The 21,891-nt window shown below is 70.5% G+C and carries 17 protein-coding genes; 9 read left to right on the top strand and 8 right to left on the bottom strand.

Annotation, left to right across the window (positions count from 1 at the left end):
* Positions 1–24: 24 nt before the first annotated feature.
* Together KL771_RS21485 and KL771_RS21480 are read right to left on the bottom strand one after the other, a co-directional pair.
* Positions 25–1,680, bottom strand: a complete 1,656-nt coding sequence (locus KL771_RS21485; protein ID WP_261970556.1) for a cisplatin damage response ATP-dependent DNA ligase — start codon at positions 1,678–1,680, stop codon at positions 25–27.
* Positions 1,677–2,765 (bottom strand): ligase-associated DNA damage response exonuclease, encoded by a 1,089-nt coding sequence (locus tag KL771_RS21480; protein WP_261970555.1) that lies wholly within the window; start codon positions 2,763–2,765, stop codon positions 1,677–1,679. Before KL771_RS21480 ends, KL771_RS21485 begins: the two co-directional genes overlap by 4 nt.
* A gap of 102 nt (positions 2,766–2,867) precedes the next feature.
* Between KL771_RS21480 and KL771_RS21475 the strand changes: the two genes are divergently transcribed.
* On the top strand, positions 2,868–3,785 hold the full coding sequence (locus tag KL771_RS21475) for a class I SAM-dependent DNA methyltransferase (RefSeq protein ID WP_261970554.1): 918 nt from the start codon (positions 2,868–2,870) through the stop codon (positions 3,783–3,785).
* Positions 3,786–3,794: 9 nt separating this feature from the next.
* Here KL771_RS21475 and KL771_RS21470 read toward each other — a convergent pair whose 3' ends face one another.
* On the bottom strand, positions 3,795–4,571 hold the full coding sequence (locus tag KL771_RS21470) for a GGDEF domain-containing protein (protein ID WP_261970553.1): 777 nt from the start codon (positions 4,569–4,571) through the stop codon (positions 3,795–3,797).
* A gap of 211 nt (positions 4,572–4,782) precedes the next feature.
* Between KL771_RS21470 and KL771_RS21465 the strand changes: the two genes are divergently transcribed.
* Complete coding sequence (locus tag KL771_RS21465; protein WP_261970552.1) at positions 4,783–5,103, top strand: hypothetical protein; 321 nt, start codon at positions 4,783–4,785, stop codon at positions 5,101–5,103.
* 689 nt (positions 5,104–5,792) lie between these two features.
* Positions 5,793–8,330 (top strand): ligase-associated DNA damage response DEXH box helicase, encoded by a 2,538-nt coding sequence (locus tag KL771_RS21460; protein ID WP_261970551.1) that lies wholly within the window; start codon positions 5,793–5,795, stop codon positions 8,328–8,330.
* A 12-nt stretch (positions 8,331–8,342) separates the two neighbouring features.
* On the opposite strand, the gene KL771_RS21455 is transcribed toward KL771_RS21460, so the two are convergent.
* From KL771_RS21455 to KL771_RS21445, 3 genes are all read right to left on the bottom strand, one after another.
* On the bottom strand, positions 8,343–8,642 hold the full coding sequence (locus KL771_RS21455; protein ID WP_261970550.1) for an antibiotic biosynthesis monooxygenase: 300 nt from the start codon (positions 8,640–8,642) through the stop codon (positions 8,343–8,345).
* Between the two features lie 265 nt (positions 8,643–8,907).
* Positions 8,908–9,183: a hypothetical protein gene (locus tag KL771_RS21450; protein ID WP_261970549.1), complete on the bottom strand. Its 276-nt coding sequence runs from the start codon at positions 9,181–9,183 to the stop codon at positions 8,908–8,910.
* Positions 9,184–9,987: 804 nt separating this feature from the next.
* Positions 9,988–10,401: a tellurite resistance TerB family protein gene (locus KL771_RS21445; RefSeq protein WP_261970548.1), complete on the bottom strand. Its 414-nt coding sequence runs from the start codon at positions 10,399–10,401 to the stop codon at positions 9,988–9,990.
* Between the two features lie 323 nt (positions 10,402–10,724).
* Here KL771_RS21445 and KL771_RS21440 point away from each other — a divergent pair, with 323 nt between their 5' ends.
* The 4 genes from KL771_RS21440 to KL771_RS21425 all read left to right on the top strand — a co-directional run bounded on the left by KL771_RS21440 (position 10,725) and on the right by KL771_RS21425 (position 14,022).
* Entirely contained in the window at positions 10,725–12,416 is a 1,692-nt protein-coding gene (locus tag KL771_RS21440; RefSeq protein WP_261970547.1) for a lysine--tRNA ligase, read from the top strand.
* A gap of 145 nt (positions 12,417–12,561) precedes the next feature.
* Complete coding sequence (locus KL771_RS21435) at positions 12,562–13,251, top strand: MIP family channel protein (RefSeq protein ID WP_261970546.1); 690 nt, start codon at positions 12,562–12,564, stop codon at positions 13,249–13,251.
* A 162-nt stretch (positions 13,252–13,413) separates the two neighbouring features.
* Complete coding sequence (locus tag KL771_RS21430) at positions 13,414–13,701, top strand: DUF6460 domain-containing protein (RefSeq protein WP_261970545.1); 288 nt, start codon at positions 13,414–13,416, stop codon at positions 13,699–13,701.
* A 9-nt stretch (positions 13,702–13,710) separates the two neighbouring features.
* The gene (locus tag KL771_RS21425; protein WP_261970544.1) at positions 13,711–14,022 is read left to right on the top strand and encodes a hypothetical protein; all 312 of its coding nucleotides are present in this window, start codon (positions 13,711–13,713) and stop codon (positions 14,020–14,022) included.
* Positions 14,023–14,079: 57 nt separating this feature from the next.
* Here KL771_RS21425 and KL771_RS21420 read toward each other — a convergent pair whose 3' ends face one another.
* Complete coding sequence (locus KL771_RS21420; protein WP_261970543.1) at positions 14,080–14,979, bottom strand: histone deacetylase family protein; 900 nt, start codon at positions 14,977–14,979, stop codon at positions 14,080–14,082.
* A gap of 155 nt (positions 14,980–15,134) precedes the next feature.
* On the opposite strand from KL771_RS21420, the gene KL771_RS21415 reads away from it, so the two are divergent.
* On the top strand, positions 15,135–16,496 hold the full coding sequence (locus tag KL771_RS21415) for an MATE family efflux transporter (protein WP_261970542.1): 1,362 nt from the start codon (positions 15,135–15,137) through the stop codon (positions 16,494–16,496).
* An 18-nt stretch (positions 16,497–16,514) separates the two neighbouring features.
* On the opposite strand, the gene KL771_RS21410 is transcribed toward KL771_RS21415, so the two are convergent.
* Positions 16,515–20,972 (bottom strand): peptidoglycan-binding protein, encoded by a 4,458-nt coding sequence (locus KL771_RS21410; protein ID WP_261970541.1) that lies wholly within the window; start codon positions 20,970–20,972, stop codon positions 16,515–16,517.
* Positions 20,973–21,389: 417 nt separating this feature from the next.
* Between KL771_RS21410 and KL771_RS21405 the strand changes: the two genes are divergently transcribed.
* Positions 21,390–21,857 (top strand): MerR family transcriptional regulator, encoded by a 468-nt coding sequence (locus KL771_RS21405; protein WP_261970540.1) that lies wholly within the window; start codon positions 21,390–21,392, stop codon positions 21,855–21,857.
* The last annotated feature ends 34 nt before the right edge of the window (positions 21,858–21,891 follow it).

Raw genomic sequence — 21,891 nt, 5'->3', positions numbered from 1 at the left:
CGTGGCCGCCTGGATCGGTCCGCGTCAATCCTCATCGGCGGGGGCGGCCGAGCGCAGCATGGCTTCCAGCACCTCGATCCGGTCGGCTTCGGCGGGTGGCTTGTCCCAGCGGATGCGGCTGATGCGGGGAAACCGCATGGCGACGCCGGACTTGTGCCGCGTCGAGCGACCGAGCCCCTCGAAGGCGACCTCCAGCACCAGCCCGACCGATGCGTCGTGTTGCACCTCGCGCACGGGACCGAAGCGGTTGATCGTGTGGCGGCGGACGAAGCGGTCGAGTTCGGTCAACTCCTGGTCGGTGAAGCCGAAATAGGCCTTGCCGACCGGCACCAGTTCGGCGGCGGCCCCGGTGCCGCGCCAGACCCCGAAGGTGAAATCGGAATAGAAGGACGAGCGCTTGCCGTGGCCGCGCTGGGCATACATCAGCACCGCGTCGACCACGCGCGGGTCGCGCTTCCACTTGTACCAGAGGCCCTTTGGCCGGCCGGGCAGATAGGCGCTGTCCTGCCGCTTCAGCATGACGCCCTCGACCGCCTCGGCATCCGGCCCGGCCCCGGCGGCGGCCGGATCGGCGCGCGCCTCGGCCAGGGCCTCCCAGCTTGAGAACGGGATCATCGGCGAGATGTCGAGCCGCGGATGGCCGGTGCGGGCGATGAAACGCTCCAGCCGCGCGCGCCGGGCTGCGAAGGGCAGGGCGCGCAGGTCCTCGCCGGCCTCGACCAGCAGGTCGTAGGCGCGGATATGGGCCGGCTGCTCGACCAGCATGCGCGGCGTCACCGTCTTCCGGTTCAGCCGCTGTTGCAGCACGTTGAAGCTCTGCACCCGGCCGTCGACCAGCACCAGGAGTTCGCCGTCGATGGCGGCGTCGAAATCGAGCGCCTCGAGCAGGTCCGGGAAGGCGGCGCCGATATCCTCGCCGGTGCGGCTGTAGAGCCGGCGCCGGTGCCGGCGGGTCTCCAGGCTGAGGCCCGCGGCGGCCTGGACGCGGATGCCGTCCCATTTCCATTCGGCGACGAAATCGGCCGGGTCGAGCCGGTCGAAATCGCCGTCCTCGACCGCGTGCGCCAGCATGGCCGGCCGGAACGGCGCCGGGTCGTCGCTTTCCGGCCGCGGCCCGCGTCCCTCGACCCAGGCGAAGAGGTCGAGATAGGGCACCGCCAGCCCGTGCCAGACATGCTCGACCTCGTCCGGCTCGATCGCGCCGAGCTGGGCGACCGCCGTCTTGGCGAGCCGCGCCGAGACGCCGACGCGCAGGCCCCCGGTGATCAGCTTCAGGCAGGCCCAGCGGCCGGCCTCGTCGAGCGCGTCGAGCCAGTGTGCCAGGATCGCCGGAAGGTCGCGCTTCGCGGTCTCCGCGAGCGTCTCGACCACCTCGGCGAGGCTCGGCACCGCGTTCGGCCGCGTCTCCGGGGCAGGCCACATCAGCGCGACGGTCTCGGAGAGATCGCCGACGAAATCGTAGGAGAGGCCGAACAGGACCGGGTCGGTGCGCTCCGCGATCAGCGCCCGAACCAGCCCGGGCTTGGCCTCGGCAAAGCCGAGCGACCCGGTCAGCGCGGCCAGCGCATAGCCGCGCTCGGGATCGGGCACATGGCGGAAATAGTCCGCCATCAGGGCGATCTTGGCATTGCGCCGCGGCTCATAGGCGAGCCGGTCGAGCAGTTGGGCAAAGCGGTTCATGCCGCCGCCCCGCTGTCGCCGGCGGAACCAACCTCTGCGCCGGGCGCAGCCTCGGCGGCCGGCGATCCCTCCGGTTCGGCCTCGCCCTCGTCGCCATAGCCGAGCAGGTTCAGCGGGCGGGCATCGAGGCCGCGCTGGCGGCACCAGTGGACCAGGGCCTCCTCGGCGCCGTGGGTGACCCAGACCTCGCCGGCGCCGGTCTCCTCGATGGTCGCGGTCAGGTCGTCCCAGTCGGCATGGTCGGAGACGATCAGCGGCAGTTCGACGCCGCGCTGGCGGGCGCGCGCCCTGACCCGCATCCAGCCGGACGCGAAGGCCGTGACCGGATCGCCGAGCCGGCGCGACCAGAGATCGGCCATCGAGCCGGGCGGGCAGAGCACGATGCGGCCGGCCAGATCTTTCGGCTTCAGCCCGCGCACCGGATCGAGCGGACCGAGTTCGATGCCGCGGCTCTCGTAGAATTGGCACAGCCGCTCCAGCGCGCCGTGCAGGAAGATCGTGTCGTCATAGCCGGCCTCGCGCAAAAGCGCGATCATGCGTTGCGCCTTGCCGAGCGCATAGGCGCCGACCAGATGCGGCCGGTCGGGGAAGAGGGCGAGCGAGCCGATGAGTTTGTCCGCCTCGCCGCGCGCGTCCGGATGGCGGAACACCGGCAGCCCGAAGGTCGCCTCGGTGACGAAGACATCGCAGGCGACGGGCTCGAACGGGCTGCAGGTCGGGTCGCGCTGGCGCTTGTAGTCGCCGGAGACGACGATGCGGGCGCCGCCGGCTTCAAGCGCGATCTGGGCGGAGCCGAGCACATGGCCGGCCGGATGGAAGGTGACGGCTAGGTCACCGATGCGGATCGGCCGGCCGAGCCCGGCGGCCTCGGTGGTGCCGGCGAAATTCTCGCCGTAGCGCACCGCCATGATGGCCAGCGTCTCCGGCGTCGCCAGCACGGCGCCGTGGCCCGAGCGGGCATGGTCGGAATGGCCGTGGGTGATCAGCGCCCGGTCGACGGGGCGGACCGGGTCGATGTGAAAGCCGCCGCGCGGGCAGTAGAGCCCGGCGGGGGTGAGGGTGAGGAGATCGGCGGCGACGGGCATCGGGCCAGAATGTAGGGTGGCGTACCGGCCGCGTCAGCAGCGCGCTGCGGCTTTCCTCGGCGCCGGGGCCGGTCTATCAGGAAGCCCCACGCGGATCGCCCCATGCAGACCACCTTCCTCTCCTCCGGCGACCTGATCGCCGACCGTCGCTACGACTATGCCGAGGCACTGGCCGAGGCCGGCGATGCGGCGGGCGCCGCCGATCTCTACGCCCAGGCGCTGGAGATCGCGCCGCACTGGGTCGCCGCCTGGTTCGCGCTCGGCCGCGCCCGCGCCGAGGCCGGCGACCGGGACGGCGCCGCAGCGGCCTTCGCCCGGGCGGCCGAACTCGATCCCGAGGACCGGCTCGGCGCCGCGCTCCATGCCGCCCGGCTGGCTGGCACCAGCCCCGCCGCGCCGCCGGCCGGCTATGTCCGCGCGCTGTTCGACGGCTATGCCGAGGATTTCGATGCAGCGCTGGTCGGCCGGCTCGGCTACCGCGCGCCGGCGGCCATCGCGGCGGCGCTCGCCGCAACGGCACCGGGCCGGCGCTTCGCCGCCGCGCTCGATCTCGGCTGCGGCACCGGGCTGATGGCCGAGGCGGTCCGCGACCGGGTCGACCGGATCGACGGGGTCGATCTCTCCGAGCGCATGGTCGCGCGCGCCCTGGCCAAGGGGCTCTATGACGACCTCGCGGTCGGCGATGTCGTCGAAGCCCTGGCGGCGCGCGCGCCGGGCACGCTCGATCTCGTGCTGGCAGCCGATGTCTTCTGCTATCTGGGCGACCTGCATCCGGTTCTCGCCGCGGCTGCGCGGGCGATGGCGCCGGGCGGACTGCTCGCCTTCACGGTCGAATGGGACGAGGCGACCGGCGCTCCGGGCTACCGGCTGCGCGACAGCCTGCGCTACGGCCATGGCCGCGAGCATGTCGTCGCCGGCGCCGCCGCGGCCGGCCTTGTGCCGGTCGCGCTCGATGCTGTCGACCTGCGCCGCGACCGCGGCGAGACGATCCGCGGACTGCTGGCTGTCCTGGCTCGCTGATCCTGAGGGTCAGGCCGACGCGATTTTCGGCCGAACGCGCGGGGCCGGCATGGTCTCGGTGGCGGCGGCGATATGGACCCGGTCCCGGCCGGCGCGCTTGGCATGGTAGAGCGCGATGTCGGCGCGCTTCATGGTCGCCTCCAGCGTGTCGGCCGCCTGGTGTGCGGCGCCGCCGAGGCTGATCGTCAGGGCGAGGTCGTGGCCGGCGACCCGGCGGCCCTGCTCGCGCATCGCCCGGCACAGGGTTTCGGCGGTCGCTGTCGCCTCGGCCGCGTCCATCCCGGGCAGGAAGATGCCGAACTCCTCGCCGCCGAGCCGGCCGACCAGGGCATCGACGGGTGCGGCCCGACGCAGCACCTCGGCGATCCGCTTCAGCGCCTCGTCGCCAACCGTGTGGCCGTAGGTGTCGTTGATCGCCTTGAAGTGATCGGCATCGACCATCAGGAAACTGCCGCCCCGCGGCAGCGCCTCGCGCGCCTGGTCGAGCAGGACGGCGCGCGACAGGACGCCTGTCAGGGTGTCGAGCCGGACATAGGCATCGACGCGCTCGATCGTCTGGGTCAGCAAGCGGACGATCGACATGGCGAACCAACTGACCGGGGGCGCGATGGCGAGCGGGATCAGGACGGCCGGCGGCATGAATACCAGGGCCATGCGCAGGGAGCCGGTGATCATCCAGACCGACAGCAGCACCGCGGCGGTCGCAGCGACGATGCAGATCAGCGTGATGCCGACGACGCCACGCCAGACCTCTCGCCGTGTCCTGACCCGGAAGATTGTGTTCATGCCGTGCATGACATTTCATGCCCATAGAGGTCCTGCCGGTCCATGAAGCGGACCGGAAATAGATGCAAATGTTCATACTTATGATTATCAAATCATAAGTCACGGCCTTGTGAATGAACGATTTCCGGCCCTGGAGACTTGTTCCGGCAGCGATGCAGCCGACCGCCTTTCTTTCCGAAGGCGGCGGCTGGACCGAACTGGAGTAGCAAACATGAAAAAGATCGCAGCAGCGGCCGTTCTGGCAGCCCTGGCTTCGACCCTCGTGGTGTCCTCGGCCGACGCCCGTCCGTGGCACCGCCATGGCGGCGTCTGGGCCGGCGCGGCGGCTGGCGTGGTGGTCGGCGGCGCGCTGGCGGCGGGCGCCTATGGTGCCTATGGCCCCTACGGCTACTATCAGCCGGGCTACTACTACGCGCCGCCGGGTCCCGGCTATGTGCAGGCACCCCGCCAGCGCAATCATTCCGGCAACTGCACCCGCAGCGTCCGCCAGGACATGTATGGCCAGCCCTTCGAGTGGTGGGACTGCAACTGATCGGAAGCCTCGGCCTGCGGCCGGATCATGCCGTCCCGGGCAGGGTTTTCCCTGTCCGGGCAGACCTTTTCGAAAGCGCTCGGCCGCCACCGATCATCGCGGCGTCAGCCCCGTGCCCCCGTCCCTGCGCCCCCGTCGGCGTGAGCGGTCGCATCCCCGGACAAGGCCCGCAGGGCCGCCGATCCGGGGCCCATTCGCAGCGCAGCGGGCGTCGGGATCGCCATTTATATCAAAGTCTTGCGACAGGTCGCCAACAGAGTGGGTCCCGGCTCTCCGCTGGCGCTCCGGCCGGGAATGCGGCCCTTCGGGGCATCATTCCCGCGGGCGCGGGGCAGTGCGGATTCGGGAGTGGGCAGTGGGCAGTGGGCAGTGGAAGGTCCGATGTTGGAGCCCCTGCCGCAATCTCTCAGCGCATCCCCGGACAAGGCCCGCAGGGCCGCCGATCCGGGGTCCATTATGATCTCTGCGGCGTCAAGACCATCAATTAAAACAGGTCCGAACGGACTGTTGACGGCAGAGTGGGTCCCGGCTCTCCGCCTACGGCTCCGGCCGGGAATGCGGTGCGGGATGGTGCAAAAAACCGCGCAACGCTCCGGGACCTGCCCGCGAGGCGGGAGCGTCCCGAGAGGTGGTATCGGAATGTTCGCTCGCCCTTCCGCTCGGGCCGGGCCGGCGCTACCTCTCATGGCGTGAGCGCCCCGTCCGACACCCATGATCCCGATCCCCTGCTGCCGCCGCGTTTCGCCGCCTGGTTCGCGGCGCGCGGCTGGACGGCGCGGCCGCACCAGCTCGACCTGATCGCCCGCGCGTGGGCCGACCGCCCCGTGCTCCTGGTCGCGCCGACCGGCGCCGGCAAGACGCTGGCCGGCTTCCTGCCGAGCCTGATCGATCTCGCCGGCACGCCGCGCGCTGCCCGGCTGACCGCCCGGGGCCGGACCGTCGGCCGGCGCGGCATCCACACGCTCTATGTCTCGCCCCTCAAGGCGCTCGCCGTCGACGTGGCGCGCAATGTCGAGCGGCCGATCGCCGAGATGGGCCTGGACGTGACGGTCGAAACCCGCACCGGCGACACCCCCGCCCACAAGCGCCAGCGTCAGAAATCCGATCCGCCCGACATCCTGATGACCACGCCCGAACAGATCGCGCTGCTGGTCGCCGCGCGCGAGGCGGAGGACCTGTTCGGCGGCCTGAAGACGGTGATCTTCGACGAGCTGCATGCCCTGGTCACGTCGAAGCGCGGCGACCTCTTGGCGCTGGGCCTCGCCCGTCTGCGCAAGCTGGCGCCGGGCCTGCGCACGGTCGGCCTGTCGGCGACGGTCGCCAATCCGGACGAACTGGCCGCCTGGCTGGTCGCGCAGGACGGCGCCACGCCGCCGGCCGACATCGTGAGACTCGAGGGCGGCGCCAGGCCCGACATCCGCATCCTGGAATCGGCAGAGCGCATCCCCTGGGCCGGCCATTCGGCGCGCTACGCCATGGGGGAGATCTATGCGGCGATCAAATCGGCGAAGACCACGCTGATCTTCGTCAACACGCGCAGCCAGGCCGAGATGGTGTTCCAGGAGCTCTGGACCATCAACGAGGACACGCTCAGAATCGCGCTGCATCACGGCTCGCTCGATGTCGCGCAGCGGCGGCGTGTCGAGGCCGCGATGGCGGCGGGCGCGCTCGACGCCGTGGTGGCGACCTCGACGCTCGATCTCGGCATCGACTGGGGCGATGTCGATCTGGTCATCCATGTCGGTGCGCCGAAGGGGGCGAGCCGGCTCGCCCAGCGCATCGGCCGCGCCAACCACCGGCTCGACGAGCCGAGCCGCGCGCTGTTGGTGCCCGCCAACCGCTTCGAGGTGCTGGAATGCCGCGCGGCGCTCGACGCCAACTATCTCGGCGACCAGGACACCCCGCCGATCCGCCCCGGCGCGCTCGACGTGCTCGCCCAGCATGTGCTCGGCATGGCGGTCGCCGCCCCCTTCGCCGACGACGATCTCCATGCCGAGGTGACCTCCGCCTATCCGTACCGAGCGCTCGATCGCGCCACCTTCGACCGGGTCGTCGACTATGTCGCGACTGGCGGCTACGCGCTCAAGGTCTACGAGCGCTATGCCAAGATCCGGCGGCGCAAGGACGGGCTCTGGCGGGTCGCCTCGCCCGACATCGCGCAAGGCTGGCGGCTCAATGTCGGCACCATCGTCGAAATGCCGATGCTGAAAGTCCGGCTGGTCTCGAAGGTCTCGGGCGGCACGCCGGCACGCGGCGGGCGGGTGCTCGGCGAGATGGAGGAGTTCTTCTTCGAGACGCTCGCCAAGGGCGACACCTTCCTGTTCGGCGGCGAGGTGCTGCGCTTCGAGACGATCCGCGAGAACGAGGCGCTGGTCACGCGCACCCGGGACGAGAGCCCGCGCATCCCGGCCTATGCCGGCGGCAAGTTCCCGCTCTCCACCTATCTGGCCGATCAGGTGCGCCGCATGCTGGCCGACCCGTCCGCCTGGGGGCGGCTGCCCGACCAGGTCGGCGAATGGCTGGCGATCCAGAAGCTTCGCTCGGTGCTGCCGAAGCGCGACGAACTGCTGGTCGAGACCTTCCCGCGCGGCGGCCGGCACTACATGGTCGCCTATCCGTTCGAGGGCCGGCTCGCCCACCAGACCCTCGGCATGCTGCTGACGCGGCGCCTGGAGCGCTTCCGCGCCCGTCCGATCGGCTTCGTGGCGACCGACTATGCGCTCGGCATCTGGGCGGTCGAGGATCTCGGCCGGCTGTTCGCGGACGGGCAGCCGTCGCTCGGCACGCTGTTCGACGAGGACATGCTCGGCGACGATCTCGAAGCCTGGATGGCCGACAGCTATCTCCTGAAACGCACCTTCCGCACCAATGCGGTCATTGCCGGCCTGGTCGAGCGGCGCCATCCCGGCAAGGAGAAGAGCGGCCGCCAGGTCACCGTCTCGACCGACCTGGTCTACGACGTGCTGCGCAGCCACGAGCCGGACCACATCCTGCTGCGCGCGACCTGGGCGGACGCCTCCGCCGGCCTGATCGATCTCGGCCGGGTCGGCGCGATGCTGGCCCGCATCAAGGGCCACACGGTCCTCAAGCGGCTCGACCGCATTTCGCCCCTGGCCGTGCCGATCATGCTGGAAATCGGCAAGGAGCGCGTCCCCGGCGAGGCCGACGAGACGCTGCTGCGCGAGGCCGCCGACGCCATCGTGGCCGAGGCAATGGAGACGGCGTGAACCCGGCGGTCGCTACGGCCTCAATTCAAGCAAGGCCGGCCCGGACACCGGATCGGTGACGCCGAGACCGTTGCCCAGATCCTCGAGCGTGTGGCGAAAGCTGTTGAGCAGGCCGATCATGGTGGGGCGTGCCGCAGCCAGGCTGTCCAGATCGTCCCATTCCCCGATCACGCAGAAGGCGGCCGGGCCGGTCGAGATCAGTGAAAATCGCCGGAAGCCTTTGACATCCATCGATGCATTCGTATGTGCATCAATAAACTCGCGCTCCATTCCGGGCTTTGTCTTGAAGCGTACGACGTTGAATGCCGTCATGCCATCCTCCCGTCATGCGAACAGTTGAATATAATAGAATGAATATTTGATCGATGAAAGGCCGGATACGTGAGATCGACGCCGATGGCGGTGCCCCGAGGCACGCCATGCAGGCGAAGCGGAGGCCGCGGTCCGGCCGATTGCGTCGCCGGGAACGCAAAGAAAAGGCCCGGCGGTCGGCCGGGCCTGAAGGTGCACTTGGGGGAGGAAGGGGAGGGCAGGAAGATCAGGGGAAGCAGTGCCGTCAGATTTGACCGCGGTCCGCTCAGTTGCAGACCTTGGTCTTGTAGGGGTTGCCCCAGGAGTCGTAGGCCCAGACCTTGTAGCAGGTCGGCGCGTAGACCGGCGCCGGAGCATAGTAGCCGGGGGCGTAGTAGCCGGGCGCATAGGCCTGCGAGGCCAGCGCACCGCCGATGATGGCGCCGCCGACGAGGCCGGCCACGAAGGCGCCTCCCTTGGCTTCGGCCTGCGAGGCGGTGGAGACGGAGGCGCCGGCGACGAGGGCGACGGCAAGGGCGGCGGCGGCGATCTTGGCGAACATGGCGGGCTCCTTGAATTCGGGGTTCGGTCTGGGCTCTCAGGGGGTGGGGCGGGTCAGGCCCCGTCGTTCGATGGTTTGAGACTAGGCCCCCGCCCATGCACCCGACCCGAACGCCCGGTTCAGAAACCGTTCAGATGCCGGGCCCCCGATCACGAGACCGTGACCGGATCGAGCAATCGACCGGCAAGCCGCGATTTTCCGGTGGATTTGCCCCCTCCGCCGCCACCCCCCGAAACCGCAATCCCGGACAAGGCCCGGAGGGCCGCCGATCCGGGACCCACTCGCATCGCAGCGGCGTCAAGATCACGCGTCAACGCAGTGTCCTGCGGCAAGTCGGGAAGGGAGTAGGCCCCGGCTCTCCGCTGGCGCTCCGGCCGGGGATGCGCCGCGAGATCGACAATCCTCCCGAGGTATCGCGGCGAAGCGCCGCGGTAGCGTCCTGCGAGATGCGGTACCCGCCTGCAGCATCCCGTTCCTCGCCATCCCTCCCAAACCGCAATCCCGGACAAGGCCCGGAGGGCCGCCGATCCGGGACCCACTCGCACCGCAGCGGCGTCAAGATCACGCGTCAACGCAATGTCCTGCGGCAAGTCGGGATGAGAGTGGGCCCCGGCTCTCCGCTGACGCTCCGGCCGGGGATATGCCGCGAGATCGTCAATCCTCCCGAGGAATCGCGGCGAAGCGCCGCGAGAGGCGCGACGCGCCCTGCGGAACCTGGGGATGCGTCGGGAAATCCTCGTTTCTCCCGCGTCATCCCACCTTCGGCCCTCCCAAGCGGAAATCCCCGACGAACCGCTCCCGGCCTCAGAGCCGGCGGTAGCGGACGCGGGCGCTGTGTTCGATGGCGGCCGCGGCGAGCATGGGGACTTCGAGAGCATCGCGCAGCATTTCCAGGAGGCGCAGTTCTTCCTGGCGGGCGACCACGTCGGCGGAGGCGACTTCGACGGCGAGCGCATAGGCGGTCTCGTAGAGCCGGGCCGGCAGCGCCGCCTTGGCCATCTCGATGATCACGTCGAGCCCGTTATCCTCGGCCAGCGTGCGCGCGGTCGCCTGGGCGATCGGAACCAGGCGGGCGGGATCGAATCCGGCGAAGACCGGCATGCGATCGACCAGCATGCGGATGGCGGTCAATTCGACATGGGCCATGTCGCGATCGGCGACGCAGGTCGTCATCATCACATGGACGAGGGCTTCCTGGATGGTCGGCTGGTCTGTCATCGTATCCTCTCGGGCGCCGAGGGTCCGGCGGGGGTCGGAAGCTAGGTCCGGCGCGCGCGCGCCGCAAGGGTCGGCGTGAATCCGGCGTGATTGACGTGTCCGGAGGCCGACCTTAGTGTCGCGCGCGATCCGGGGCGGGCCTTCGCCCGCGGATCGGCCGGTCCGTCGCGGATCGGCCAGACCGCAAACCAAACGAGCGCTGCGCTCCGCGCCGACACGGCCCCTCCCGGCCGGCCGCCGGCTCCGGAGCGACAGCGCCGCCCTGCGCGGCCGGATCCGGTCGATCCGGCCGGCCGCACGCCCATCGACAGAAAGCCGTTGCCATGACCGCCCCGCGCCCGCTCGCTCTCGATCTCACCCCGGCCCTGATCGAGGCGGCGGCGAAATCCAAGGCCTGGCCCTTCGAGGAGGCGCGCAAGATCGTTGCCCGCCTGGAGAAGACCGGCAAGGGCGAGGTCCTGTTCGAGACCGGCTATGGGCCGTCGGGACTGCCGCATATCGGCACCTTCGGCGAGGTCGCGCGCACCACCATGGTGCTGCATGCCTTCCGGGTGCTGACCGGCGACCGGGTGCCGACCCGGCTCCTGTGCTTCTCCGACGACATGGACGGCATGCGTAAGGTGCCCGACAATGTGCCGAACCAGGATCTCCTGCGCGGCCATCTCGGCAAGCCGCTGACCCGCGTGCCCGACCCGTTCGGCACCCATGACAGCTTCGGCCATCACAACAATGCCCGCCTGCGCGGCTTCCTGGACGCCTTCGGCTTCACCTACGAGTTCGCCAGCGCCACCGACTACTACGCGGCCGGCCGGCTCGACGAGAAGCTGCTCGTCATGCTGGAGCGCTACGACGACGTCATGGCGATCATGCTTCCGACCCTGCGCGAGGAGCGGCGCCGCACCTATGCGCCCTTCCTGCCGGTCCATCCGAAGACCGGCGTGGTCATGCAGGTGCCGATCGAGGAACGCAACGTCGCGCGCGGCACCGTCGTCTGGACCGATCCGGACAACGGCGAACGCTTTGAGACCCCGGTCACCGGCGGCGGCGCCAAGGCGCAGTGGAAGCCCGACTGGGCCTTGCGCTGGGCGGCGCTCGGCGTCGACTACGAGATGTCCGGCAAGGATCACATCGACAACGTCCGCATCTCCGGGCAGATCTGCCGGGTGCTCGGCGAGCGTCCGCCGGAGGGCTTCAACTACGAGCTCTTCCTCGACGACCAAGGCCAGAAGATCTCCAAGTCCAAGGGCAACGGCCTGACCATCGACGAATGGCTGTCCTATGCCTCGCCGGAGAGCCTGTCGCTGTTCATGTTCCGCGAGCCGAAGGCGGCCAAGCGGCTCTATTTCGACGTGATCCCGAAGAATGTCGACGAATACTATCAGTTCCTGGAGGCCTACCGCCGCCAGCCGCTCGAGCAGCAGCTCGGCAATCCGGTCTGGCACATCCATTCCGGCCTGCCGCCGGAGCCGGAGCGGATCGGCGGCACGTCCGGCAATGCCCCGTCGAGCTCGATCTCCTTCACGATGCTGCTCAATCTGGTCTCGGCCTCGAATGCCGAGGATCGCGGCGTGCTGTGGGGCTTCCTGTCGCGCTACGCCCCCGGCGCGACGCCGGCGAGCAATCCCGAGCTCGACCGGCTGGTCGGCTACGCGATCCGCTACTTCCACGATTTCGTGAAGCCCGGCAAGGTGTTCCGCGCGCCGACCGCGACCGAGCGGGCGGCTCTGGAAGCGCTGGATGCCGCCCTCGGCACCCTGCCGGCAGCCCCGGACGGCGACGCCATCCAGGCTGCCGTCTACGATGTCGGCCGCACGCATTTCCCGGACGCCAAGAAGCTCGGCCCCGACGGACGACCCGGCGTGTCGCAGGAGTTCTTCGCCAGCCTCTACCAGGTCCTGATCGGTCAGGAGCGCGGCCCCCGATTCGGGTCCTTCGTGGCGCTTTATGGCGTCGCGGAGACGCGGATCCTGATCGGCAAGGCCCTGACCGGCACTCTGGCCACCAAACTGGCGTGAAACGGCGCTGCATGGCTCCCATATCCGGGGAAATGCTGCCGCCGGCCGCGCTTCCCTGTGATCCGGGATTGCACGCATGCAGAAACTTGGTTGAGTATCGTCGCCCCGGTTCCAGCGGAGCCGGTTCAGCTGGGGAACTTCAACCATGAAAAAGTATATCGCCGAAGTGGTCGGCACATTCATTCTGGTCTTCATCGGCGTCGGTTCGGTGGTGGCCGGCGGCCTCGGCGGCGTCCTGCCGCTGGGTCAGGTCGGCATCGGCCTGTGCTTCGGCCTCGCCGTGACGGCGGCGGCCTATTCGATCGGTCCGGTTTCCGGCGCCCATCTCAACCCGGCGGTGACGGTCGGAGCCTTCCTGGCCGGCCGCATGTCCGTCGCGGACGTGATCCCCTACATCATCGCGCAGCTGGTCGGTGCGACCCTCGCGTCGGTGGTGCTGCTCCTGGCCGTCTCCGGCAAGGCGGGTGGCTATGATGTGGCCACGCTCGGCTTCGGTCAGAATGGCTGGGATCCGGTCAAGGGCTTCTCGATGACCTCCGCCTTCGTGATCGAGGTCGTGGCGACCTTCGTGTTCGTCACCGTGATCCTGGGCGTCACCCATCCGAAGCACACCACCATCCTGGCCGGCCTGGTGATCGGCCTGACGCTGGCCATCCTGCACATGGCCTTTATCCCGGTCTCGGGCAATTCGCTCAATCCGGCCCGTGCCTTCGGCCCGGCCCTGTTTGCCGGCGCCGGCGCGCTCGGCCAGCTCTGGCTCTATATCGTCGCCCCGCTGATCGGCGGTGCGCTCGCCGGCATCGTCTCGCGCACGGGCCTGCTCTCGGCCGACTGACCGTCAGCCGGGCGGCGGCGGCCGAACGCCCCGCCGCCGCCCCTCTCCCGCCGCCGCCCGGGTCACCCGGCAGCCCGTCGGCCGGACGGCCCGGAACCGGGCGCCTCGACCCGCCCCGAACGGGCGTGCTATGCCTCCGTCGGAAATCTCCGGAGGCACGACATGGCAAACCCGATCGAACGCTTTCTCGGCGGCCCGCCGCTGAGGACGCTGCTATGGCTGGCCTTCCTGTCGATCGTGGTCGGGTTCGTGCTGGCCACCCTCGGTCTGCATCCGATGCGGCTGGTGCAGGGCGTGCTCGACGCGGTCGAAGGCCTGGTCGACGCGATCTCGCGGCTCGGCCTGGGCGCCTTCCGGTCCGTCGGCCAGTATCTGATCTGGGGCGCCATCGTGGTCGTGCCGATCTGGCTGGTCTCGCGACTGCTCGCGGTCGGCCGCGGACCGCGCTGATCCGCCGCCATGTCGGAATCGAAGACGTCCTTCCGATCCATCCTGTTCGTGGCCGTCATGGTTGGCGCGGTCCGCATGCTCAGCCATACGGCCGGCATCGACCTTGCCGGTGCGGTCGGCGGCGCGATCGTGAATTTCAAGAACCGCGTGATCGAACTCGGCAGCGACAGCCATTTCGCAGTCACCACCATCCTGACCCCGATCCTGACCCGGCCGCTGGTGCTTTCGGGCCTGGCCGCCCTGGCCGTGCTGGGCCTTTGGGGCTGGCAGCACCGCCTTCGCGAGGCGCGGCGGACAGGCCGCCGCCAGAGCAAGGCCTGACTGCGGCGGCCGCTCCGATCGGGCGATGCCATGGCGGCTCCGCCGTGGGCTCCGGGATCAGACGAACTCTCGCGCAACGCGGTGGATGATGGTGTGCAGGCGCGCCAGCCGGTCGATATCGTCCTGATAGCCGCCGCCCAGCACGCAGGCGAGCGGCAGCCCCCGATCGCGCACGGTCCCGATCACCCGCCGGTCGCGCTCGGCGAGGCCGGCATCCGACAGCGCCAGCCGGCCGAGCCGATCTTCGACATGCGGGTCGACGCCGGCATTGTAGAAGACGATGTCCGGCCGGTGCCGGTCGATCGCATCGGGCAGTGCGGCCGTCAGGGCCGCCAGATAGGCCTCGTCGGAGGTGTCGTCGGCCAGGCCGATGTCGAGGTCGGAGGGGACCTTGCGGGCCGGGAAGTTGCGCTCGGCATGCATCGAGAGCGTGAAGACGGACCCGTCGCCGGCGAAGATCGCCGCGGTGCCGTCGCCCTGGTGCACGTCGAGATCGACCACCAGCGCGCGCCCGATCAGGCCGTCGGCCTGGAGCACGCGGATCGCCACCGCGACATCGTTGAAGACGCAGAAGCCGGACCCCTGCTCGCGCCGGGCATGGTGGCTGCCGCCGGCGGTGTTGCAGGCGAGCCCGAATTCGAGCGCGAGCCGGCCGGTCATGACGGTGCCGGCGGAGGCCGTGCGGGCGCGCCGGGCGACGCGCGGCGTCATGGCAAAGCCGATTTCGCGCGCGATCCGGTCGGGCACCGCGGCGCCGAAGACCTGGTCGACATAGGCCGGATCATGGGCGAGCCCGATCCAGCCGGCCGGCGCCTCAGCCGGGACGTGGAACGCGCCGGCCGCCGCCAGTCCGTCCTCGACCAGGATCTCGGCGATGCGCCGGAACTTGGCCATCGGGAAGCGGTGGCCGGGCGGAAATTCCGCATCGTAGTGGGGATTGTGCACGATCGGCAGCATAGCGGGAGTCTATCGTGCGCGACGCGCCGGCGGAACGGTCGCGTCGGGAAAAGGCCGGTCCGACTTTCCGGTCTGTCGGCGATGCATGGGCGGCAGCCAGCCATGAGACGGCCGGGGCTTGCCGGATCGGCGGACCTGCCGCAAAGGTCGCCGCCATGACGTCCAGCGCCATCCCGCACCCACCCGAATCCAGCTCGCCGGACCTCCGGGCGCCCGACCATCGGGCCGTTCTCGCCATCGCGGTGCCGATGACGCTCGGCTACATGACCACGCCCCTGGTCGGCCTGGTCGACATGGCGGTGGTCGGGCGCCTCGGCGACCCGGCCCTGATCGGCGGCGTGGCGATCGGCTCGGTGATCTGCGATGTCGGCTTCACCACCTTCAATTTCCTTCGGTCCGGCACGACGGGCCTGACCGCGCAGGCGGTCGGCCGCAGCGATCGGCCGGAGATGCTCGCGACGCTTATGCGCGCGCTGGTCCTCGCCGGGCTCGCGGGCCTCCTGATGATGCTGGCGGCCCCGGCCGCGGCATGGGCCGGACGGGCGATCTTCGGCGGCAGCCCGGCGGTGATGGAGGCGATGGCCACCTATGTGCTGATCCGCCTCCTCGGCGCCCCGCTGGTGCTGGCCAATTTCGCGCTGTTCGGCTGGCTGCTCGGGCTCGGCCGGGCCGGCGCCGGGCTCTTCCTGCAGACGGTGCTCAACGGCGTCAATGTGGCGGTCGCGGTCGGACTGGTGCTCGGGGCCGGCTGGGGCGTGGCCGGTGCGGCTTGGGCGGCGGTCGCCGCCGATGCGGTCACGGTCGCGCTCGGGCTCGCCTTGCTGGCCCGGACACGGGACCGCTCGGCTTGGCCGGGTTGGGCGCGGGTGATCGACCGTCCCGCCGTCCTCGCCATGCTCGGCACCAACCGCGACATCATGATCCGCTCCTTCGTGCTGCTTGCCGCCTTCGCCTTCTTTACCCGGCAGAGCGCGCTGCAGGGCGACCTGGTGCTGGCCGCCAACGCCATCCTGGAGAAGTTCTTCCTGTTCGGCGGCTACTTCCTGGACGGGTTCGCGGCAGCGGCCGAGACCTTCGTCGGCCGGGCGGTCGGCGCCCGCCGGCGCGAGATCTACGATCGCGCCCTGGTGCTGACGGCCGTCTGGGGCTTCGCCCTCGCCGGACTGGTCAGCGCCACGCTCTGGGCGGCAGGCCCGGCGCTGCTGGCCCTGATGACGTCGGCGGCCGCGGTGGCCGAGACGGCGCGCGTCTATCTCGTCTGGGCGGCGCTGACGCCGCTGGCCGGCGTGCTGGCCTTCCAGATGGACGGCGTCTTCATCGGCGCCACCTGGTCGCGCGACATGCGCAACATGATGCTTCTGTCGCTGGTCGTCTATCTGGCGGCCTGGGCGCTGCTGATGCCGGCCTTCGGCAATCACGGGCTCTGGCTGGCCCTCCTGATCTTCCTCGGCGTGCGCGGCCTGTCGCTCGGCTGGATCAGCCGGCGGCGCGCCGCCGAAACCTTCGGGACGCGCTGACGGCAGGCCGCGGACCGATCAGGTCGCGTTGCCCTGCAGGGCTCTCAGGAAGGCTTCGTCGGGTTCTCCGGTCGGCTTCATGTTCAGCTTGCGCTGCTGGGTCCGGACCGCCTGCCGGGTCTTGTCGTCGAGCGTGCCGGTGATCGCCCCGCCATAGAGACCGCGGGATTGCAGCAGCGCCTGGACGCGCTGGATCGTGTCGGCCGGACCGAGACCGGCCTGCGATGCGCCGGGCTCGATCCAGACCGTTGCCTCCTCATTGGCGGTCTTGTCCGCCGCGCGGGCCCGGAACACCTCGACGGCGGCCTTGGCGGCGGCGAGATTGCTCTTGTCGAGATGGCCCGCCACCTCGTCGCGCTTCTTCTCGGCGTCCTTGTCGCCCTGCAGGGCCGCGAGGCCGAACCATTTGTAGGAGACGGCGAGGTCCTGCTTCACGCCAGAGCCGAGCGCATAGATGATGCCGAGGTTGAACTGGCTGTCGCGCAGTCCGTATTCCGCCGCCTTCTGGAACCACGGCACCGCATTGGTCATGTCGCGGTCGTTGGCGAACAGCACGCCGAGATTGTGCATGGCGCGCACATTGCCCTTCTCGGCCGCGGAAAGGTACCAGCGGCGCGCCTGGATCGGATCGCGCGTGCCGGTATGGCCCTTCTCGTAGGCGGAGCCGAGCCGGTACTGTGCCGGCGGGAAGCCGCGGTCGGCGGCGCGCTGATACCAGATCGCGGCCTCCTTCGGATCGGCGATCACGCCGCGGCCTTCGGCAAAGCGCATGCCGACCTCGAACTGCGCCTTGACGTCGCCCGCCGCGGCCGCCTTGCGCAGCGCGGACGAGCCGATCGCCTCCGGCGGCTCGAGGTTGGCGCTGCCGCCTTGGTCCTCGGGGGCCTTCTGGATGCCGCCGGTGATGATCGGATCGGCGCCGAGCGAAGGCGGCGGGGCCGCGATGCGGACCGGCTGCACACCCGCCTCGGGCGTCGCGGTCGGGGTCGTCGCGAAGCCGCCCGGTGCGATCGACGGGCGCGGCGTGTCGATGAAGCCGCCGGGCGGGATCGACGGCGGAGTCAGGCTGGCGCTGCCGGACTGGGAGGGCGCAACGAGGGCGGGCGGCGTGCCGCCGGTCGCCGGGGTGCCGCCGACTGCCGGGACGGCCGTCCCGGCCGGGTCGCGCACCGGCTTGCCGAGTTCGGCCACCTGCGGCGCTTTCGCGGCCGTACCGGCGGTCTCGGTCTGGCGCTGGCCGGGCAGCATCTGCAGCGCGAAGACGGCGAGCAGCACGGCGGCGGCCGCCAGCATCAGCGGACGGCGCCGGCCCCGCAGGGCGGCGCCGATCCGCGCCAGCGGACCGCGCGGATTCTCTTCGGGCACGAGACCGTCGTTCTGCGGGCCGGGCTGCGGCTCGACGAACGGTTCATCGACCGGGAGCGTCTCCGCCTGCTGGGCTGCCTGCGCGGCCCGCCGCGCCGCCGCGATGAAGTCGGTGCGCCGCGGGGCCGCGGCCATCGTCTCGTCGGTTTCGCCGGCCCGCCGATCGGACGATGCCGCCTCCGGATCGGCCGCACGGCCGCGCAGGCCGGGCTTGCCCGACCCGACGGCGAGCGGGCGGGCGTCCTCCGTGACCGTGCGGCTCTGTTCGGCGCGCAGCAGGCCGCTCTGCAGGCTCGCCAGCAGTTCGGCGGCAGGCGGCGTCGCGGTCCGGCCCTCGACGGCGCCGAGCCGCTGGATCACCGCCGCCAGGGCGTCGTGGACCGAGCGGAGCGTGGTCGCCGCGGCCGCCTCATGCTCGCGCATGCCGTTCTGGAGGGCGGCCATCTCGGCCCGCAGCGCCTCGACGGCGGCCAGGGTTCCGCGATCCTCGGTCACCCCGGCGATCTCGGACAGCGCCTCGCGGGCCACCTGACGGGCCGTCTCCATGGTCAGATCCTGTTGTTCCGACAGGATCATCTGGATGCGCGTCAGGGTTTCCTCGATGGCGCCAAGCCCGGAATTCCGGCTCTCGCTCTCCTCGATCTGCCGATTGAGGCGCCCGAGCTGCTCCTCGATCAGGACCATCGCCCGCTCATCGACGGTGATGCGCGCCCGATCGATCCGGTCGCCGAGCTCGTTAAGGCGCGCCTCGATCGCGGCGGAGGACGGCTGCGCCACCGAACGGGCGATCTCGGTGCGCAGCGCGGCGATCTCGCGTGCGAGCGCGCTCGGGTCGAGGCCGGTGAACGGGCGCAGTTCGAGCCGGTCGAGCTTGTCGACGAGGGTCGTGACGCGCGCCTCGAAGGCCTCCATCATGTCGAGATGGTGCGACGGCCGGAGGCCGGCCATCTGCTCGTCGATGCGATGCAGCAGCGCCTCGATCGCCCCGAACTGGGGCGCGTCGCCGGAGCGGGGCGCCTCCGCCCGGTCGAGCCGTTCGACCAGGTCGGCGATCGCCGTCTGGATGGCCGCAACCTGGGTCGCGTCCGGGGTTCTTTCGCCGAGCCGGTCGAGCTGCTCGGCCAGGGAGGCGATGCGGGCCGTGATCACCGCATTGTCGTCGCGCCGCGCGGCAGCCTCGATGGCGGCAAGCCGGCGGGTCACCTCGAAGGTCTGATCCTCGATCGCCTGCAGGGCCTCCGCGGTGCCGCTGCCCGCCCGGATCGCCCGCAACTCGTCGATCAGGGCCTCCAGCCGATCCGGGGCGAGCCCGGGTCCGGGCCGGCTCTCCAGGGCCGCGATCTTCTCGGCGATCTCGGTCAGCCGCTGGTCGAACAGGCGAACCAATCCGCCGGCATCGAAAGCGCCGAGCGCCTGCCGGATTTCCTCGAGACCGGCGGCGAGGCGGCGCGCCTCGGCGGCGTCGGCCCCGAAAGTCTCGACCTGACCGGCGACGCCGGCGACCAGCGCGCGCAGGCCGGCGACCTCGCCGGCATCCGGCAAGGCTTCGAGCCGGGTCCGCAGGGCACCGAGCTCCGTGGCGATGGCGGTCAGGACGGCGCGATCGGCCGCGTCCCGCTCGACGTCATGGCGGCCGAGATCTTCGACGCGTGCGACGACATGGCCGAGCCCCGCCTCCAGCCGGGCGAAGCCGGGTTGCGGATCGGACTGCGCGATGGTGTCGCGCAGCCGCGCGATCTCCAGCACCAGGGGATCGAGCATGTTCGGGTCGATGCGCGCGGCCGCCAGCGCGTCGACGCGCCCGACGATCGTCTCGACCATGCTCAGGTCGGCGGCCGTCGGATGGCGGCCGCGGCTTTCCATGTCGGCCCGGAAGGCGCGGATCTCGTCGAGGAGGTCGGTCGGCCCGACCGGATCGCGTCTGGCGGCCAGTCCGTCGATCCGTTCGGCAAGGGCGCGGAAATGCCGTTCGATCTCGGCCATGCTGGGGACGGCCGCGGGCGCCAGCGGCGGGATCGCCGCGCCCAGAGGCGCCTGGGGCTGCGGTGCCGGTGTCGGCGGTGCCGGGGTCAGCAACACCTGGGTCAGCGGCGCGGCCGGCAGGTTCAGTTCCGGCAGGCGCGGCCGCGGGGCCGAGGCGACCGGCGGCGCGGCCGAAACGGCGATCGCCTGCGGTCCGGGCCGCTCCGCGCTGCCGGTCCCGGCTTCGGCGGCCAGGGTCTGGCGGCGCGCCGTGATCTCTGCGATTGCGCTCTGGAGGAGGTCGAGCCGGGTCGACAGAAGCGTTCCGGTCTCGGCCGGAGGGGCCACGGGGGAGCGGACGGACGCTTCCGTCCGGGCGGTCGCTGCAGGCCGGGCGGTCGGCTCCGGCGCGGCGGCCGGGATCCGGATTTCGGGGCCTCCGGCAGGGGGCGCCGCTGCCGCCGAAAGCGCGACCGTCGTCTCGCCGCTGCGGTGTGCGGCCGTCTCCGGGGATGACGCTGCGGCACGGAGAGTGCGCAGGCGTGCGTCGAGGTTCTCGAGGGTCTTCAACAGCCCGGTCGTGCGGTCGCCGCCATCCAGGCTGCCGCGTCCGCCGGACGGCGCGAGTTCGGCGCGCGCGGGCGGATCGGCGGTGACGACCGGCACCTCGGCGGGGCGGTTGACGGCCGGCCGCATCGGCTCCTCGGGTTTCGGGGCGCCGATCAGCCTGGCGAGGGCGCGGGCGAGCGCTTCGGGATCGTCCATCGGCCGGCCCGCTGCGGCGGCCGGCGTCGCGGCCTGCGCGGCGACCGGCATCGGGCTCGGGGCGGCCTGGGCGGGGAGTGCGGGGAGTGCGGGCGAGGCGCTTGTTGCGGTCGGGGCCGACATGCGGGGGGGCGCAGACGGCGTGGCGCTCAGCCGCTGCAGTCGCTCGGTCAGTTCGGCGAGTTTGCGTTCGACTTCCACCGCCATCGGATTGGCGGGGGCCGCCGGTCCGATCCCTCCGGCGGGCGCCGCCGTGGACGGATCCTGGCGCCGGTCCAGAATGACCGAGTTCAGCCATTCGCCGACCGACAGCCCCGCGCGCCGGGCTTCACCCAGCGCACGTTCCCTGGCCTCGTCGTCGATCCCGCGGACACTCCACGTCATGTGCGACCTCATCGAGGGCGGGGCGCCGAAATTCCGATCGGGCGATTCGGCGCCCGCCGCCGTCACCGGAGGCAGAGTCAGGCGGTCATGGTAAATAACGGGTTAACCGCTGCGGGACGCATGAAGAGTCGGGAAACCTCCGTTAACGAATCCCCACAGTGATCGGCCCCGGAATTGCGTGCCGTGCGGGCGCGGATGTCCTGACCGAGGGCGGAAACGGTTGCGGCTCCCCCGGTGCGGTCCTGTCAGCAATGCCCTGATGGGATGGCGGCGATGCAGCAAACCCGGCATCGATCGGTCCCGCCGCTATTGACCTGACGTGAGGTAGAGAATATCACGTCACCTGATATAAAAAATAATGATGATCCGGGGTGGGGGAACTTCTCTCGATTCTCTTTCGAGATAGGAGCTGTTCCCATGGGTACGAATGCACGGACGGCTGAAAAGCCGGGGTCCGACGACGTGGAGCGCCTGTCGGGCGGTCCCGTCGAAGCGCGGCAGGCTTGGTTTACGATAGGGGATCTGGCGCGTGAATTCGATGTGACCTTGCGCACCTTGCGCTTCTATGAAGACAAGGGGCTGCTGAACCCACGGCGCGAGGGTCTCAATCGCATCTACAATCGGCGGGATCGGGCTAGGCTGAAACTTGTCCTCATGGGCAAGCGGGTCGGCTTTTCGCTGACCGAGATCAAGGAAGTCCTCGATCTCTATGACCTGAAAGACAATCAGCTCACGCAATTGCGTGTCGCCCTGAAGAAGTTCAACGAACAGATCGGCGTGCTTGAGGCCCAGAAGCGGGATTGCGAGCTGGCGCTTGACGAACTGAAGACGACGGTCGGCCAGGTCGCCGACATGATCAAGATGCGCGAGAAGACCAGGAACTGACCGATCCGGCCGGGGCGGCCTGTCGGGTCGACCC

This window comes from Prosthecodimorpha staleyi, assembly GCF_018729455.1.
Classification (GTDB): domain Bacteria; phylum Pseudomonadota; class Alphaproteobacteria; order Rhizobiales; family Ancalomicrobiaceae; genus Prosthecodimorpha; species Prosthecodimorpha staleyi.
The sequence above is the reverse complement of the archived record's forward strand: the minus strand, read 5'-3'. Positions and strand labels throughout refer to the sequence as shown.